The organism is Methyloparacoccus murrellii, assembly GCF_054657115.1.
This window is the reverse complement of the sequence record NZ_BAAHXD010000019.1, coordinates 23,655-40,105: the sequence shown is the minus strand read 5'-3', so window position 1 is coordinate 40,105 and position 16,451 is coordinate 23,655. Positions and strand designations below refer to the sequence as shown.

Genomic DNA, 16,451 nt, shown 5'->3' with positions numbered 1-16,451 from the left:
GGAATGACATGGCGTTGGCAGGCGGACGCGGGCGTGTCGCTGTACGATTCCCGCAAGAGCAAGTCTGGAAAAATACCATTCAAACCGGTTGCTGAGAACTGCGGCAGTGCCGTCGGCAGCCGGGCCGGCGGGGACTGCCGCCATCGGGCCCGACCGCCACGCCACCCACGCCACCCACGCCACCCAGGATCGCGCAAGCGTCAGCCGGGGATGCCCTCGTCGCCCAGCCGCGCGAGGATATGCGCCACGCAGCAGGTCAGCCGCTTGGCATAGGGAATGTGCAGGCATTCGTTGGGCCCGTGCGCATTGCTGAGCGGGCCGAGAACGCCGGTGATCAGGAACTGCGCCTCGGGAAACCGCTCGCCGAGCAGGCTCATGAAGGGAATGCTGGCGCCCAGCCCCACGTGCACGGCATCCTGCCCGTAAAACTGCCGCGACGCCTCCGCGGTCAGGCTTTCCAGCCAGGGCGCCAGCGGTGGCGCGTTCCAGCCGGTGCTGGACTGCTCGAAGCTCACGGCGACGTGGGCGCCGTAGGGTGGATCGGCCGTCAAGGCGCGTCGCAGGGCCTGCTCGGCCGCATGTGCGTTGACGGTCGGCGGCAGGCGCAGCGACAGCTTGAACGCCGTGTGGGCACGCAAGACATTGCCGGCGGACCGCAGCGGGGGCAGCCCGTCCTGTCCGACCACGCTCAGCGTCGGTCGCCAGGTATTGTTGAGCAGTTGCTCGACCGGGGCCTCGCAGGCGGCCTGTAGCCCCGGCACGATGCTGAAGCTTTGCAGCAACCGGTCCTGCAGGATATCGGCCGCGGCCTGGGCCTGCCGTACCCGCTGCGCCGGAATCGCGGCCCTGAGCTCGGGCAGGCGGATCTCGCCGGTCTGCGGATCCTCGATGCGGTCGAGCAGCCGCCGCAGGATCCGCAGGGAGGACGGCACGATGCCGCTGGCCATGCCGGAATGCGCGCTTTCCGTCAGCACCCGGACATCGACGACAGCGTTGACCATGCCGCGCAGCGAGGTCGTCGACCACAGCCGCTCGTAATCGCCGGCGCCGGAATCGAGGGCAATCACCAGGTCCGGCCGGCCGATCAGGTGGCCATGGGCTTCGAGATAGGCCGGCAGGTCTGGCGAACCGCTTTCCTCGGAGAACTCGATCAGGATGACGACGCGCGGCAGGCGGCAGCCGGCCAGGGCCTGCAGCGCCGCCACCGCCGCGAACAGCGCATAGCCATCGTCGGCGCCGCCACGGCCATACAGCCGTCCCTCGCGAAGAACCGGCTGCCAAGGCCCCAGCCCCGGATGCCAGCCCTCCATTTCCGGCTGCTTGTCGAGATGCCCGTAGATGAGCACCGTTTCCTCGCCGGTACCCGGCACATCGACCAGGATCAGCGGCGTCCGCCCGGGCAGTTCGAGGTCGTGCACGATGGCCCCCGGCAGGGCATGCCGCCGCAGCCACTCGACCGCCAGGCGGCGCGCCGCCTGCAGATGGCCGTTCGTCGCCCAGTCGGGATCGAAATGCACCGACTTGCACGGAATTTTGATGTATTCGGTCAGCGCCGGTAGGATTCCCCGGTCCCAGAAATCCCCGATCTGCGTGGCCAAGTGGTTGAGGTTGCGGTTCATGCGGATCTCCCTGTGCGTACCATGCGAGTGTAGCGCCCGCGCCGCCATCCCGACACCGAACCTGCCACCGCCCCATGATGCGCGATGTTCCCGTTACCACCGTCGAAGCCCTGAGCGATCGCTATCAGGCCCTGCTGTTCGACGCCTATGGCGTGCTGGTCCATGCCGACGGCCCCCTGCCTGGCGCCGTGGAGCTGCTGCGCTGGCTGCGGCAGGCGGGCAAGCCGTTCTACGTGGTCACCAACTCGGCGGCGCGCCTGCCGGAAGTCGCCGCCGAGCGCTACCGGCGCTTCGGCCTCGACCTCCAACCGACCCAGATCATCACCGCCGGTTCCCTGCTGGGACCCTACCTCCGGGCGGCCGGGCTGCTCGGCTGCCGCTGCGCATCCTCGGCCCGGAGGGCACCTTTCGCTACGTCGAGCAGGCCGGCGCCGAACCGGTGCCGCCGACCGCCGATTTCGATGCGCTGGTGATCGGCGACCAGGTCGGCTTCCCCTTCCTCGAGGGCGTCGATGCTGTCCTGTCGCGGCTGATCGAGAAGTTCGACCGCGGCGAATCGCCACCGCTGATCCTTCCCAACCCGGACCTCATCTACCCGAAACCCCGGGGTTTCGGCATTACCTGCGGCGCCCTGGCCCTGATGCTGGAGGCGGCACTGCGGCAGCGCTATCCGGGGCGCCCCGACATCCGCTTCGTGCCACTGGGCAAGCCGGAAACGCCGATCTTCGCCGAGGCCGCCCGGCGGGCCGGCAGCCGCAACCTGGTGATGATCGGCGACCAGATCGAGACCGACATCCGCGGCGCGTGGCACTTCGGCATCGATTCCGCGCTGGTCGCGGGCGGTGTCGCCGAGCTGGCCTTCCACGCCGGGCAGCCCGCCTGGTGGCCGACCTGGCGGCTGGAGACACTGCAACCCGGCCACCGGCCCCGCATCGCGCTTGACCCCGAGGGCAATGCCCAATCTGTGACACTCACAGGCAGTTGTGACAAAATCGCGCACTTTTGACGCGGGAGGCGTTGTCATGCGAGTCATCCTTCTGGGCGCCCCGGGTTCGGGAAAAGGCACCCAGGCCCAGGCCATCACCGAGAAATTCGGCATCCCCCAGATTTCCACCGGCGACATGCTGCGCGCCGCGGTCCGCGCCGGCACGCCGCTGGGCCTGGAAGCCAAGAAGATCATGGACGCCGGGCTCCTGGTATCGGATGACATCATCCTCGGCCTGATCAAGGAACGCATCCAGGCCGACGACTGCCGCAACGGTTTCCTGCTCGACGGCTTCCCGCGCACCATCGCCCAGGCCGATGGTCTTGAGCGCATGGGCATCGCCATCGATCACGTGGTGGAATTCATGGTCGACGACGAAACCATCGTGGCGCGCATGAGCGGCCGGCGGGTACATCCGGCCTCGGGACGGACCTATCATGTGGTCTTCAACCCGCCGCGCGAGGCGGACAGGGACGATGTCACCGGCGAACCTCTGATCCAGCGCGACGACGACAGCGAGGCAACGGTGCGCAAGCGCCTCGCCATCTACCATGAGCAGACCCGGCCGCTGGTCGGTTACTACCAGCAGAAGGCCGCGCAGGGAGCCGTCCGGTTCGCCAGCATCGACGGCATCGGCAACGTGGAAGCCATCACCGAGCGCCTGCTTGCGGCACTGCGCTGAGCCCCCGGATTCCGGGGACAGCCACGCACCGCAATCGACGCCCCATTCACCCAAGACCTGAGACCCAACGCCTATGGCCGGTAAAACGCTATACGACAAACTGTGGGACGCCCATGTGGTCTGCACCGAACCCGATGGCTCGGCGCTCATCTACATCGATCGTCAGCTGCTGCACGAGGTAACCTCGCCGCAGGCCTTCGAATGCCTGCGCCTGAGCGGCCGCAAGCCCTGGCGGGCGGGCGCCAACCTGGCGACGGCGGACCACAACGTGCCGACCAAGGGTCGCGACCAGGGCGTGGCCGATCCGGTAGCGCGCGTGCAGATCGAGGCGCTGGACAGCAACTGCAAGGAATTCGGCATCCTCGAATTCGACATGGCCGACGAGCGCCAGGGCATCGTCCACGTCATGGGGCCGGAACAGGGCGCCACCCTGCCCGGCATGACCATCGTCTGCGGCGACTCGCATACCGCCACCCACGGCGCCTTCGGCGCGCTGGCCTTCGGCATCGGCACCTCCGAGGTCGAACACGCGCTGGCCACCCAGTGCCTGGTGCAGCGCAAGTCCAGGAGCATGCTGGTGCGCATCGACGGGCAGCTGGGTCCCGGCATCACCGCCAAGGACATCATCCTCGCCGTAATCGGCCGCATCGGCACCGCCGGCGGTACCGGCTACACCATCGAGTTTGCCGGCAGCGCCGTCCAGGGCCTGAGCATGGAAGGCCGCATGACCCTCTGCAACATGGCCATCGAGGCCGGTGCCCGCGCAGGTCTGATCGGCGTCGACAGGACCACCATCGACTACCTCAAGGGCCGCCGCTTTGCGCCCACCGGCGCGGCGTGGGACCGGGCGGTCGACCACTGGATGAACCTGCACAGCGACCCCGACGCGACCTTCGACGCGGTGATCGAAATCAACGCCGCCGAGATCCAGCCGCAGGTAACCTGGGGCACATCGCCGGAGATGGTCGTCGCCATCGGCGACAAGGTGCCCGACCCGCAGCAGGAGAAGGACGCCGTCAAGCGCGACAGCATAAGCCGCGCCCTGCACTACATGGGCCTCGAACCCGGCACGCCGATCCGCGAGATCCACATCGACAAGGTCTTCATCGGCTCGTGCACCAACGGCCGCATCGAGGACCTGCGTGCCGCGGCCGAGATTGCCCAGGGGCGCAAGGTGGCCGCGAATGTCAAGCTGGCCATGGTGGTGCCCGGCTCGGGGCCGGTCAAGCGGCAGGCCGAGGCCGAGGGGCTGGACCGCATCTTCGTCGAAGCCGGCTTCGAATGGCGCGATCCGGGCTGCTCCATGTGCCTGGCGATGAACGCGGACCGCCTGGAGGCCGGCGAACGCTGCGCCTCCACCTCCAACCGCAACTTCGAGGGCCGCCAGGGCTACGGCGGACGGACCCACCTGGTGAGTCCCGCCATGGCGGCGGCGGCGGCGGTCAGCGGCCATTTCGTCGATGTCCGCCAGCTGGCAAAGATCGCCGCCGACCGGACCGCGACGGCACACGCGGAAGCCGATCCGGCGCCCGCACCGGCGGTCCAGCCGGCCGCCCCCGCGCGCAAGCCGACCGCGCCCAAACAGACCGGTTCCAATGCCGCCGCCACGCCACGCAAGAGGACACCCAAGTCATGAGATCGTTTCGCTACATCAGCTCCCGTGTCGTACCGCTGGACCGCGCGAATATCGACACCGACGCCATCATCCCGAAACAGTTCCTGAAGTCGATCAAGCGCAGCGGCTTCGGTGTCTACCTGTTCGACGAATGGCGCTACCTGGATCGCGGCGAGCCGGACATGGATTGCAGCAACCGCCCGCTGAATCCGGACTTCATCCTCAACCAGCCCCGCGCCTACCGCGCCCGCATCCTCCTGACGCGGGAGAACTTCGGCTGCGGCTCCTCGCGCGAGCATGCGCCCTGGGCGCTGGAGGATTACGGTTTCCGCGTCATCATCGCGCCGAGCTTCGCCGACATCTTCTACAACAACTGCTTCAAGAACGGCCTCTTGCCCATCGTGCTGCCGGCCGAGACCGTCGATCATCTGTTCCAGGAGGCCAACGGCGTCGGCTATCAGCTGGAAGTCGACCTCGAGAAACAGCTGATCACGACCAAGTACGGGGAGAAGATTCACTTCGACATCGAACCGACCCGCAAGCACCGCCTGCTGAACGGCCTGGACGACATCGGCCTGACCCTGCAGCACGCCGATGCCATCCGCGCCTACGAGGAACGCCGCCGCAAGGAGGCACCGTGGCTGTTCGCCGACGTTGCCTGAACCAGATCACAAGGACTCCAACCCATGACCCACAAAATCGCAGTCTTGCCGGGTGACGGCATCGGCACCGAAATCGTCGCCGAGGCACTCAAGGTACTGGACGCGCTCCGGCAGGACTTCGGCCTGCACGTCGAAACCGAACAGGCCCTGATCGGCGGCGCCGCCTACGACGCCACCGGCACCCCGTTCCCCGAGGCCACGCTGAAGCTCTGCCAGCAGGCCGACTCGGTGCTGCTGGGCGCCGTCGGCGGCCCCAAGTGGGAACCGCTGGATTATTCCGTGCGCCCCGAGCGCGGGCTCCTGGGCCTGCGGGCCGAACTGGCGCTGTTCGCCAACCTGCGCCCGGCCATCCTCTATCCGCAGCTGGTCGCCGCCTCCACGCTGAAGCCGGACGTGGTCGCGGGACTCGATATCCTGATCATCCGCGAACTGACCGGCGGCATCTACTTCGGCCAGCCGCGCGGGCGCCGCACCAACGCGCAGGGCGAGCGCGAGGGCTTCAACACCCTGATCTACAGCGAGTCGGAAATCCGCCGCATCGGCCACATCGCCTTCCAGACCGCGCAGAAGCGCAACCGCAGGCTCTGCTCGGTCGACAAGGCCAACGTGCTGGAATGCACCGAGCTGTGGCGCGAGGTCATGATCGAGGTCGGCATCGATTATCCGGACGTTGAGCTCAGCCACATGTACGTCGACAACGCCGCCATGCAGCTGGTCCGTGCGCCCAAGCAGTTCGACGTCATGGTCACCGAAAACATGTTTGGCGACATTCTCTCGGACTGCGCCGCCATGCTGACCGGGTCCATCGGCATGCTGCCCTCCGCCTCGCTGGACAAGGACGGCAAGGGCATGTACGAGCCCATCCACGGCTCGGCCCCGGACATCGCCGGCAAGGGCCTGGCCAACCCCATCGCCACCATCCTGTCGCTGGCCATGATGTTGCGCTACAGCTTCGGCGACGCCGCCAACGCCGATCGCATCGAACAGGCCGTGACCCGGGCCCTGGATGCCGGCTACCGGACCGCCGACATCCACTCCGAGGGCACGCGCAAGGTCGGCACCCCCGAAATGGGCGATGCCATCGTCGCCGCCCTGCGCGCCTGAGGACCCTGCCATGAGCCAGACCTACAACGTCGCCGTGCTGGGCGCCACCGGCGCCGTCGGCGAGACCATGCTGGAACTGCTGGAGGAGCGCGATTTTCCGGTCGGCGAGGTCTATGCCCTCGCCAGCCAGCGTTCTGCCGGCAAGCGGATCCCGTTCAGGGGCGGCGAGCTGACCGTGCTGGACGTCGAAAGCTTCGACTTCAGCCAGGCCCGGATCGGCCTGTTCTCGGCCGGCGCCTCCGTATCCGAGGTCTACGGCCCCAGGGCCGCCGCTGCCGGCTGTGTGGTGGTCGACAACACCTCGCGCTTCCGCTACGAGGACGACATCCCGCTGGTGGTGCCCGAAGTCAACGCCGCCGACATCGCCCGGTATACCCAACGGGGCATCATCGCCAACCCGAACTGCTCAACCATCCAGATGCTGGTCGCGCTCAAGCCGATCCATGACGCGGTGGGCATCGAGCGCATCAACGTCGCCACCTACCAGGCGGTGTCCGGTACCGGCAAGCAGGCCATCGAGGAACTGCACGAGCAGACCGTGCAGCTGCTCAACGGCAAGCCCGTCACGCCCAAGGTCTACCCCAAGCAGATTGCCTTCAACGTGCTGCCGCAGATCGATGTCTTCATGGACAACGGCTACACCAAGGAGGAGATGAAGATGGTCTGGGAGACCCGCAAGATCATGGGCGACGAATCGATCCAGGTGAACCCCACCACGGTGCGCGTGCCGGTGTTCTACGGTCACTCCGAGGCGGTGCACATCGAGACCCGCGAAAAGCTCACGGCCGAGCGCGCCCTCGAGTTGCTGCGCGCCGCGCCGGGCGTCACCGTGCTGGACGAGCGCAAGCCCGGCGGCTATCCGACGGCGGTCACCGAGAGCGCCGGCAAGGATCCGGTCTTCGTCGGCCGCGTGCGCGAGGACATCTCCCACCCGCGCGGTCTGAATCTCTGGGTCGTCTCCGACAACATCCGCAAGGGCGCCGCGCTCAACAGCCTGCAAATCGCCGAAGTGCTGGTCAGGGACTATCTCTGACAGCGCTGGGGATGTGCCCGGAATGCGGCACATCCCCACCCTCCGGCTCACACCCGGGAATTCCGCCAGTACCCGCGCGGCCGGCAGGTGGTTTCCGGCAAGCCCCGCAGAGTAGCGGTCGCGACCGTTTGCAAATTGCCGGAGTCCTGATACAAAGACGGCCTCTGATGCCTCATTCCGGGCCCGGACGGCATCCCCGGCTGGGTCCGCACTTCGTGGAGATGGCTGGCCCGGCTCGACAGATGCTTATGTCCCGACTGTCCAAGGTTCTCGCGCTGCTCGGCCTGCTGGCGCCGCTGGCTGCCCATGGCCTAGGTATCGGCGACATCCGTGCGCAGTCGGCGCTGAATCAGGCGCTGCGGGCCGACATTCCGCTGGTGCTCTCCGGTTCTGACCGGATCGACGCCATCCAGGTCCGCCTGGCCAGCCCGGCGGCCTTCGAAAAGGCCGGGGTGGAGCGGATCCATGCCCTCAGCGAGCTACGCTTCCAGCCGGTCGCCCTGCCAAACGGCCGCCACGCGATTCAGGTCAGCTCCCGCGCCGCCATCACCGAGCCCTTCCTGGATTTCCTGGTGGAGGTGGCGTCGCCGCTGGGAACGGTCCTGCGCGAATTCACCCTGCTGCTGGACCCGCCGCGCGGCCTGGTGGGCGGTCCGCTGGCGGATGACACGGCGAGGCCTGTCCCGCAACGCCAGCCCCAGGGCGCCAGCCTGGTGCCGGACGCAAGAACCGCGGCGCCGGCCAGCCAGCGCCCGGTCATCGGCAGCGACCAGCTGTCGGGCCAACGCTATGGACCGGTCCAGCGCCACGAAAAGCTGCTGGATATCGCCAACTCGCTGGACCGTCCGGCCTCGGTGAGCCCCGAGCAGATGGCGCTCGGACTCTATCTGGCCAACCCGCGCGCCTTCTCGCGCAGCCTCAACAGCCTGCGGGCCGGCAGCATCCTGCAGATACCCAGCGAGACGGCGCTGGCGCAGATCGATCCGGCCGATGCGGCCGCCATGCTGTTCGGTGGCGCCCCGGGCATGCGCCAACGGGCCTATGCCGCACCGGAGGATACCGGCGGGGTGACCGCCCGGCTGCCGCCTTCCCCGCCGCAGGCCCCTGACAGCGCGGCGACAACGACAGGCGCGGTGGCGGAGGTTTCGGCCCGCATACCGGCCGCCCTCAAGCGGGAAAACGAGGAACTGCGCGAGCAGTTGGTGCGGCTCGAACAGCGGCTGGAGGAAACCCAGCGCATGCTGGCGCTCAAGAACGCCGAACTGACCGCCCTGCAGAGCCATGCCGCCACCCAGGTCGGGGTGCCGCCGGATGGTCAGGAGGAACCCTCCCTCCCGGACAGCCAGCCACCGGCAGCCGGCGCGGAAAGCAGCGAATCCGCCATCGCCGCCGCACCGCCGGTCATGCCCCAGGCACCGGCCATAGTGGCGCAACCGGAGCCCCCGGCGCCATCAGGCAACGCGACCAAGCACACCGCACCGGCTCCGCCGCCCACCCCGATGGCCGAACGGTCTGCGGAACCCGAACCCGTCATTGCGCCCGGCTACTGGCTGGCCAGTACCGGCTTCACCCTGCTGGGTCTCGCCGCCTGGCAGTATCGGCGCCGACGCCGGCACGCGGACGAGACGGGAGCGGAAGTGGCGCAAGCTCTCGCCGAACCCATGGACAGGGCCAGGCCACCCGCCGAAGCCGCGCGCCCGGTGGCGACCCTCGACCCCGCGGCCAGCGGACTGGACGAACCGACGGCCGCGGCGGAGGCCGAACCGCTGGACCCCGTATGGGAGGCCGACGTCTACCTCCGCTATGGCCGCTTTGTGCAGGCCGAATCACTCATCCGCGCCAGCCTGGTGCAGGAACCGGAGCGCCTGGTGCTCAAGCTCAAGCTGCTGGACATCCTGCAGCAGGCCGGCAAGCAACAGGCCTTTACCGACTATGTGCGCGAACTCGAAGCCCAGCAGCCCGGGCTGCCAGCGGAGTTCTGGGCGGCCGTGCGGGCACTGAATCCCGGGCAACCGGTGGGGAACGATGCCGCCGTCGCCCCGGACATGACCGAGGCAACCGACACTGACGATTCGCCGGCCACGGAACTCGACCTCGACGACACCGACTTCATGGCCGAACTGCGAACGCTGGAGGCGCAACTGTCGGCACAGCCCCTTCAGCCCCAGGCGGAGCAGGCCGCGCCGGAACCGGACATCGTCGAGGCAGACCGGCCGGCACCCAGCGATTGGCAGACGACGACCGCGATACCGACCCTGGAGGCGGGCTTGCCCGAACCCGGCGCGGATGACACCGGCGCAAGCCGGCAGGAAACCGCTCACACCGAGTTCCCCCCCATCCCGCAGCACCAGACCGAGGCAGCAGACACGACGGTGGACGAATCACTGCCGGCCGCCGCAGACGTCAGCCGGAACGAACAGCCCCCGGAGACAGCCCACCCGGCGGACAGCACCTACCTCATCGATTTCGTCGCGCCGGACCTCGAGGACTGGAAAACCCCAGCCAAGACGGCAGAAGCGTCGGCGCCGGAAGCCCGCACCGAACCCGGCAACTGGATCGACTACGAGGTGCCGACCACCGGGGATCCCGCCCGCACGAGCGCTGCCGAAACGGCACCACCAGCCGGCCTCGTGGAACTGGACTTCAACACCTTGCCCGCCCTCTCCCGCCCGCGCCCGGACAACCCGCGCTTCGGCATGCTGGATTTCGAACTGGAGTTTCTGGAGGACATCGCCGGGACGGGTACGGGGACAGCGGCGTCAAGCCTGGATCGGGCGCGCGCGCTCATGGCCCGGGGCGACAAGGGCGCGGCCCGCCGGCTCCTGCAGACGGTGCTCCAGGACGGAACCCCCGCGGACAAGGCCGCGGCGGAGACCCTGCTCGACGAATTGCACCGGGTCCGGCTGACGCTGGTTCCCCCGCCGCCTCAGGACACGCCGGCGCCGGACAGCGCCGGCACACGCCCCAAGGCCCGCCCCGCCATCTGACCCCGCCGGTGGCTCAGGCTCAGGCAGCGGACGGACCGCCCTCCACCGCGCTGGCGCCGGCATAGCCCAGCTGGCGCCAGGCCTCGTAGAGAACGATGGCGGCGGCATTCGACAGGTTGAGACTGCGGCTGCCCGGCCGCATGGGAATGGCGAGCCGCTGCGCCTCCGGCAGGCTGTCCAGCAGCGCCGCCGGCAACCCCCGGCTTTCCGGCCCGAACAGCAGCGCATCGCCCGGCTGGAAGCGGATTTCGGCATAGGGGCGCCGCCCCCGCGTCGACAGAGCGAGGATGCGCCCCGGACCGAACGCGGCGCGGAAGGCGCCGAAGTCCGCATGCTCGCGGACCTGCGCATATTCGTGATAGTCCAGACCGGCACGCCGGAGCCGGGCGTCGTCCAGCGAGAAGCCCAGCGGCCGGATTAGGTGCAGGCAGGCGCCGGTGTTGGCGCAGAGCCGGATGATGTTGCCCGTGTTGGGTGGAATCTCCGGCTCGAACAGGACGACGTGCAGCACGCCGTCAGGGCGCAACCGGCGTCAGCTGCCAGATGTCCCGGTTGTATTCCTGAATGGTGCGATCCGAGGAAAACTTGCCGGCAGCCGCGGTATTGAGAATGCTCATGCGGGTCCAGGCGTCGCTGTCGCGGTAGGCGGCGGCGGCCCGCCGCTGGGCCTCGAGATACGCCGGGAAGTCGGCCGCGGTCATCCACGGATCCCAGGCGCCCTGGATGGCGTCGATGACCGGGTCGAAGATGCCGGGCTCCTCGGCGTTGAAATGCCCCGACGCCAGCAGGTCCACCACGCGCCGGAGATCCTCGTTCTCGCGGATGATGCGCTGCGGGTCGTAGTGGGGACGCAGCTGCTCGACTTCCTCGGCCGTCAGCCCGAACAGGAAGAAGTTCTCTGCTCCCACTTCCTCGCGGATCTCGATGTTGGCGCCGTCCAGGGTGCCGATGGTGAGCGCGCCGTTGAGCATGAATTTCATGTTGCCGGTGCCCGAGGCCTCCTTGCCGGCGGTGGAAATCTGCTCGGAGAGATCCGTGCCGGGGCAGATGATCTCCATCGCCGTCACCCGGTAATTGGGCAGGAACACCACCTTGAGGCGGTCGCCGACCAGGGGATCGTGATTGACGACCTGCGCCACGTTGTTGACCAGCTTGATGATGCGTTTGGCCATCTGGTAGCCGGGCGCCGCCTTGCCGCCGAAGAAGACGACGCGCGGGGTCCAGTCGCCGACATCGCCGCGCCGGATGCGGTCATAGAGGTGGATGCAGTGCAGGACGTTGAGCAGCTGGCGCTTGTACTCGTGAATGCGCTTGACCTGGGTGTCGAACAGCGCCGCCGTGTCGAGCTGCACCCCCAGCTCGACACGGGCATAGGTGGCCAGCCTTTGCTTGTTGGCCAGCTTGATTGCCCGCCAGCGCTCGCGGAAGGCCGGCATCTCGGCATAGGGGGCCAGCTTGGACAGCTGGGCAAGGTCGCGCGTCCATTCGTCGCCGATGGCCTCGGTGATCAGCGCCGCCAGGCTCGGGTTGCAGCCCGCCAGCCAGCGCCGCGGCGTGATGCCGTTGGTCTTGTTGTTGAACTTCTCCGGCCACAGCTCGTAGAAATCGCGGAACAGGCCGTGCTTGAGCAGGTCGGAATGCAGCGCGGCGACACCGTTGACCGAGAAGCTCCCGACGATGGCCAGGTAGGCCATGCGGACCTGCTGTTCCCAGCCTTCTTCGATCAGCGACATGCGGGCGACGCGCTCGTGGTCGCCCGGCCAGCGGGCCTCGACCTCGCGCAGGAAGGTGGCGTTGATGTCGAAGATGATCTCCAGCAGCCGCGGCAGCAGCTGCCGGAACATCCGCACCGGCCACTTTTCCAGCGCCTCCGGCAACAGGGTGTGGTTGGTGTAGGCCATGGTCCGGCGGGTGATCGACCAGGCCTCGTCCCAGGGAACGCCGTGCTCGTCCACCAGCAGGCGCATCAGTTCGGCGACGGCGATGGTCGGATGGGTATCGTTGAGCTGGAAGACATTCCTCTCGGCGAACCGGCTGAAATCCTCGCCGTGGCTCTGCACCCAGTAGCGCAACACATCCTGGAGGCTGGCCGAGGCGAGGAAGTACTGCTGCCGCAGGCGCAGTTCCTTGCCGTTCTCGCTGGCGTCGTTGGGATACAGCACCATGGTGATGTTCTCGGCCATGTTCTTCGAACGCACCGCCTCGGTGTAATCGCCGGCATTGAATTCGCTGAGGCTGAATTCATCGCTGGCCGCCGCCTTCCACAGGCGCAGGGTGTTGACCGTGCCGTTCTGGTAGCCGGGAATCGGCACGTCATAGGGCACCGCGAGCACCTCCTGCCCGTGCACCCAGCGCGCGCGGCCCTGCTCGTCCCGCTCCGTGTGCCCGCCGAAGCGGATGGACACGGTCAGCTCCGGGCGCTCCAGTTCCCAGACGTTGCCGTCCCGCAGCCAGTGGTCGGGCTCCTCCAGCTGATGGCCGTTGTCGATCAGCTGGCGGAACATGCCGTATTCGTAGCGGATGCCGTAGCCGGTGACCGGCAATTGCAGGGTGGCGCAGCTGTCGACGAAGCAGGCCGCGAGACGGCCGAGACCGCCGTTGCCGAGCCCGGCGTCGACCTCGATGTCGGCCAGTTCCTCCAGTTCCAGCCCGAGGCCCTGCAGCGCCTTGTGCAGGGGACGATCCAGCCCGAGGTTGAGCATCGCGTTGCTCAGGGCGCGGCCCATGAGGAATTCCAGCGATAGGTAATAGGCTCTCTTGCTGTCCGCTTCGCGGTAGGCCTGCAGGGTATTCTTCCAGCGCTCCATCAGCCGGTCGCGCACGGTCAGAGCCAGCGAGGTATAGGCGTAGTAGGCGGACTTGCAGGATTTGTCGCGCCCCAGCGTGTAGTTAAAGTGCTGGGCGATATCCCGGGCAAGCTCCTTCGGCTTGACGCCCAGCGGCTTGGTCTCGGTCAGTTCGGCGGTCGGGCGGCTCTGGATCAGTTGGCGGGTCAGCATGCGCGTCTTCCTTTTCGTGGAACGGTGAGAGGGGTCCCCGGGGTGGGGATCAAGGCGCCGCGGCAACCTGGCGAAAGCAGATTCCCCGGGTCGGACGCACGCGGTCGGCTGCGCAACCGGGGTTTCACCCGGGCAGGCGCTTCCGTCAGACAGTCATTATCCCATCCCGGCCGCCGCGTATCAGCACTCTGGCCGGTAGCGGCGCATTTCCTCCCGCTGCACGCACGAGCGGGCCCGGGGCCAGCCCCCCCGATCAGACGTCGAGGTGCAGCTCGGCGATCTTGCGCGTCAGGGTATTGCGGCCATAGCCCAGCAGCTTGGCGGCCTCCTGCCGGCGACCGCGGGTGGCGCCCAGGGCGGTGGTGATGAGGATGCTTTCGGCGGACTCGATGGCATCCTTGGCGATATTGACGTGCCCCAGGCGCAGCTGCTCGTCGACCCACTGCCGCAAGGCATCCTGCCAGCCCTCGGCCACGACCGTCGACGACCCTTCGCGGGGCGGTTGCAGCAGCTCCGGCGGCAGATCGTCGAGGTGCACGTCGTTGCCCGCCGCCATCACCGTGATCCAGCGGCAGGTGTTCTCCAGTTGCCGCACGTTGCCGGGCCATTCCAGCGCGCAGAGATAGGCCTCGACGTCGGGCCGCAGGATCTTGGTATCGACCTTCAGCTCCCGGCTGGCCTCCTTGAGGAAATGCCTGAGCAGCAGCGGGATGTCCTGCCGCCGCTCGCGCAGCGGTGGCAGATGGATGCGGATGACGTTGAGGCGGTGGTAGAGATCCTCGCGGAAACGTCCTTCGGCGACCAGGGCATCCAGATTCTGGTGCGTGGCGGCGATGATGCGGACATCGACCTTGACCAGCGCGTGGGCGCCGACCGGAAAGAACTCGCCGTCGGCCAGGACGCGCAGCAGCCGGGTCTGCAACTCGGCCGGCATGTCGCCGATCTCGTCCAGGAACAGGGTCCCGCCATCGGCCTGCTCGAAACGGCCGGCGCGACGCGCCTGGGCGCCGGTGAAGGCGCCGCGCTCATGGCCGAACAGCTCCGACTCGAGCAGGTCGCGCGGTATCGCCGCCATGTTGAGGGCGATGAACGGCTGCTTGGCGCGCGGGCTGTGACGATGCAGGGCCTTGGCAACCAGTTCCTTGCCGGTGCCGGACTCGCCATTGATGAGGACGGTGATGTGCGAGCGCGCCAGACGGGCGATGGCCCTGAATACTTCCTGCATGGACGGCGCGGCGCCGATGATTTCGGGCGTCGCCTCCGTGGCCGGCGCCGGCTCGCGCTCGTGCCGCAGGTTGCGGGCGTGGGCACAGGCGCGACGCACGCGGTCGACCGCCTCGTCCACATCGAATGGCTTGGGCAGGTACTCGAAGGCACCGCCATGAAACGCCGAAACGGCGCTCTCCAGGTCGGAGTGGGCGGTCATGATGATGACGGGCAGTTCGGGATGACGCTCCTGCAGGCGCTTCAGTAGCGACAGGCCATCCATGCCCGGCATGCGGATATCGGTAATGATGGCTTCCGGCTGCTCGGTTTCCAGCGCCTCCAGCGGGCCATTGGCGCTGGCGAAGCTGCGGGTCTTGATACCCGCTTTCTGCAGGGCCTTTTCCAGCACCCAGCGGATGGACCGGTCATCATCGACGATCCAGACCTGATCGGCTTCAGTCATGGCCCGACTCCAGAGGCAAGTAGATGGAAAACACGGTATTGCCGGGCGTGCTGGCGCACTCGATCAGGCCACCGTGCTGATTGATCAGCGATTGAGCGATCGACAGCCCGAGCCCCGTGCCCTCGGCGCGGCCGGTGACCATCGGGTAGAAGATCTGCCCCATCAGCTCGGCCGGAATGCCGGGCCCATCGTCCTGGACATCGATCTTCACCGCCATGCGGTTGCGCTTGTGGCCGATGGTGACCTGGCGGTGGATGCGGGTGCGGATCACGATGCGGCCGCGGGTGCCGACGGCCTGGGCGGCATTGCGGACGATATTGAGGATGGCCTGAATCAGGAGATCGCCATCCCCCTGCACCAGCGGAATGCTGGGGTCATAATCGCGTTCCAGCAGCACGCCGGCACGCGCCTCGACCTGCACCAGCTGGCGGACCCGCTCCAGTACCTTGTGGATGTTGATGGGCTCCATGATCAGGGGCTTGTTCGGCCCCAGCATCCGGTCGACCAGCGATTGCAGCCGGTCGGATTCGTCCATGATGATCTGTGTGTATTCGCGCAGTTCCTCGTCCTGCAACTCGCGCTGCAGCAGCTGCGCCGAGCCGCGGATACCGCCGAGGGGATTCTTGATCTCGTGCGCCAGCCCCCTCAGCAGCATGCGCGCGGCATTCTGCTGGGCCAGGATCTGCTCCTCCATGGAGATGCGCAGATGGCGGTCGACCTGCTCGATCTGCACCAGCACCGCTTCCGCCCGCTCCTTCTCCAGCACCGGCACGATGGTCAGGTTGACGGTTAGCGGATGCGAGGGCGCGCCGAGCACCAGGTTGCGCTTGGTCAGGGTCTCGCCACGCTGGACGGCACGACGAAAATCGGATTCGATGCGCCGGTCGCAAAGCCCGAACATCTCCCGGGCCCGCATGCCGCGCACCTGGCGGGCGCTGACCGCGAACAGCATCTCGCCGGCCAGGTTGATGTAGGACAGCCGGCATTCGGCGTCGAACAGCAGGACCGCGTCCGTCAGGTGATCGAGGATGCGCAGGCTGAGGTCGTCGGTATCCGGAGCATTAGCATTCATGCCCTGTGGCCAAGCAAATAAGGG

The 16,451-nt window shown here is 67.7% G+C and carries 13 protein-coding genes; 8 read left to right on the top strand and 5 right to left on the bottom strand.

Annotation, left to right across the window (positions count from 1 at the left end; translation table 11 throughout):
* Positions 1-200 precede the first annotated feature (200 nt).
* A complete protein-coding gene (locus tag ACYQ1H_RS07315) occupies positions 201-1,619 on the bottom strand; it encodes a M20/M25/M40 family metallo-hydrolase (RefSeq protein ID WP_460027392.1) in 1,419 nt (472 codons plus the stop codon).
* Positions 1,620-1,693: 74 nt separating this feature from the next.
* Here ACYQ1H_RS07315 and ACYQ1H_RS07310 point away from each other — a divergent pair, with 74 nt between their 5' ends.
* From ACYQ1H_RS07310 to ACYQ1H_RS07275, 8 genes are all read left to right on the top strand, one after another.
* The gene (locus ACYQ1H_RS07310) at positions 1,694-2,092 is read left to right on the top strand and encodes an HAD family hydrolase (RefSeq protein ID WP_460027391.1); all 399 of its coding nucleotides are present in this window, start codon (positions 1,694-1,696) and stop codon (positions 2,090-2,092) included.
* The gene (locus ACYQ1H_RS07305; protein WP_460027390.1) at positions 2,059-2,625 is read left to right on the top strand and encodes an HAD hydrolase-like protein; all 567 of its coding nucleotides are present in this window, start codon (positions 2,059-2,061) and stop codon (positions 2,623-2,625) included. The genes ACYQ1H_RS07310 and ACYQ1H_RS07305 overlap by 34 nt, the downstream gene beginning before the upstream one ends.
* 16 nt (positions 2,626-2,641) lie before the next feature.
* Positions 2,642-3,286: an adenylate kinase gene (gene adk / locus ACYQ1H_RS07300; RefSeq protein WP_460027389.1), complete on the top strand. Its 645-nt coding sequence runs from the start codon at positions 2,642-2,644 to the stop codon at positions 3,284-3,286.
* A gap of 73 nt (positions 3,287-3,359) precedes the next feature.
* Positions 3,360-4,922, top strand: a complete 1,563-nt coding sequence (leuC, locus tag ACYQ1H_RS07295) for a 3-isopropylmalate dehydratase large subunit (protein WP_460027388.1) — start codon at positions 3,360-3,362, stop codon at positions 4,920-4,922.
* On the top strand, positions 4,919-5,563 hold the full coding sequence (gene leuD / locus ACYQ1H_RS07290) for a 3-isopropylmalate dehydratase small subunit (RefSeq protein WP_460027387.1): 645 nt from the start codon (positions 4,919-4,921) through the stop codon (positions 5,561-5,563). Before leuC ends, leuD begins: the two co-directional genes overlap by 4 nt.
* 24 nt (positions 5,564-5,587) lie before the next feature.
* Positions 5,588-6,667 carry a 3-isopropylmalate dehydrogenase gene (gene leuB, locus ACYQ1H_RS07285; protein ID WP_460027386.1) on the top strand — a complete coding sequence of 360 codons (1,080 nt, stop codon included), beginning with the start codon at positions 5,588-5,590 and terminating at the stop codon, positions 6,665-6,667.
* 10 nt (positions 6,668-6,677) lie between these two features.
* Positions 6,678-7,700: an aspartate-semialdehyde dehydrogenase gene (locus tag ACYQ1H_RS07280; protein ID WP_460027385.1), complete on the top strand. Its 1,023-nt coding sequence runs from the start codon at positions 6,678-6,680 to the stop codon at positions 7,698-7,700.
* A gap of 248 nt (positions 7,701-7,948) precedes the next feature.
* Entirely contained in the window at positions 7,949-10,687 is a 2,739-nt protein-coding gene (locus ACYQ1H_RS07275) for a FimV/HubP family polar landmark protein (RefSeq protein WP_460027384.1), read from the top strand.
* Positions 10,688-10,706: 19 nt separating this feature from the next.
* On the opposite strand, the gene trmL is transcribed toward ACYQ1H_RS07275, so the two are convergent.
* The 4 genes from trmL to glnL all read right to left on the bottom strand — a co-directional run bounded on the left by trmL (position 10,707) and on the right by glnL (position 16,427).
* Positions 10,707-11,198, bottom strand: a complete 492-nt coding sequence (gene trmL, locus ACYQ1H_RS07270) for a tRNA (uridine(34)/cytosine(34)/5-carboxymethylaminomethyluridine(34)-2'-O)-methyltransferase TrmL (protein ID WP_460027383.1) — start codon at positions 11,196-11,198, stop codon at positions 10,707-10,709.
* Positions 11,199-11,202: 4 nt separating this feature from the next.
* Positions 11,203-13,686: a glycogen/starch/alpha-glucan phosphorylase gene (locus ACYQ1H_RS07265; RefSeq protein ID WP_460027382.1), complete on the bottom strand. Its 2,484-nt coding sequence runs from the start codon at positions 13,684-13,686 to the stop codon at positions 11,203-11,205.
* Between the two features lie 253 nt (positions 13,687-13,939).
* The gene (gene ntrC, locus ACYQ1H_RS07260; protein ID WP_460027381.1) at positions 13,940-15,355 is read right to left on the bottom strand and encodes a nitrogen regulation protein NR(I); all 1,416 of its coding nucleotides are present in this window, start codon (positions 15,353-15,355) and stop codon (positions 13,940-13,942) included.
* A complete protein-coding gene (gene glnL / locus ACYQ1H_RS07255; protein ID WP_460027380.1) occupies positions 15,348-16,427 on the bottom strand; it encodes a nitrogen regulation protein NR(II) in 1,080 nt (359 codons plus the stop codon). The genes ntrC and glnL overlap by 8 nt, the downstream gene beginning before the upstream one ends.
* Between the last annotated feature and the right edge of the window lie 24 nt (positions 16,428-16,451).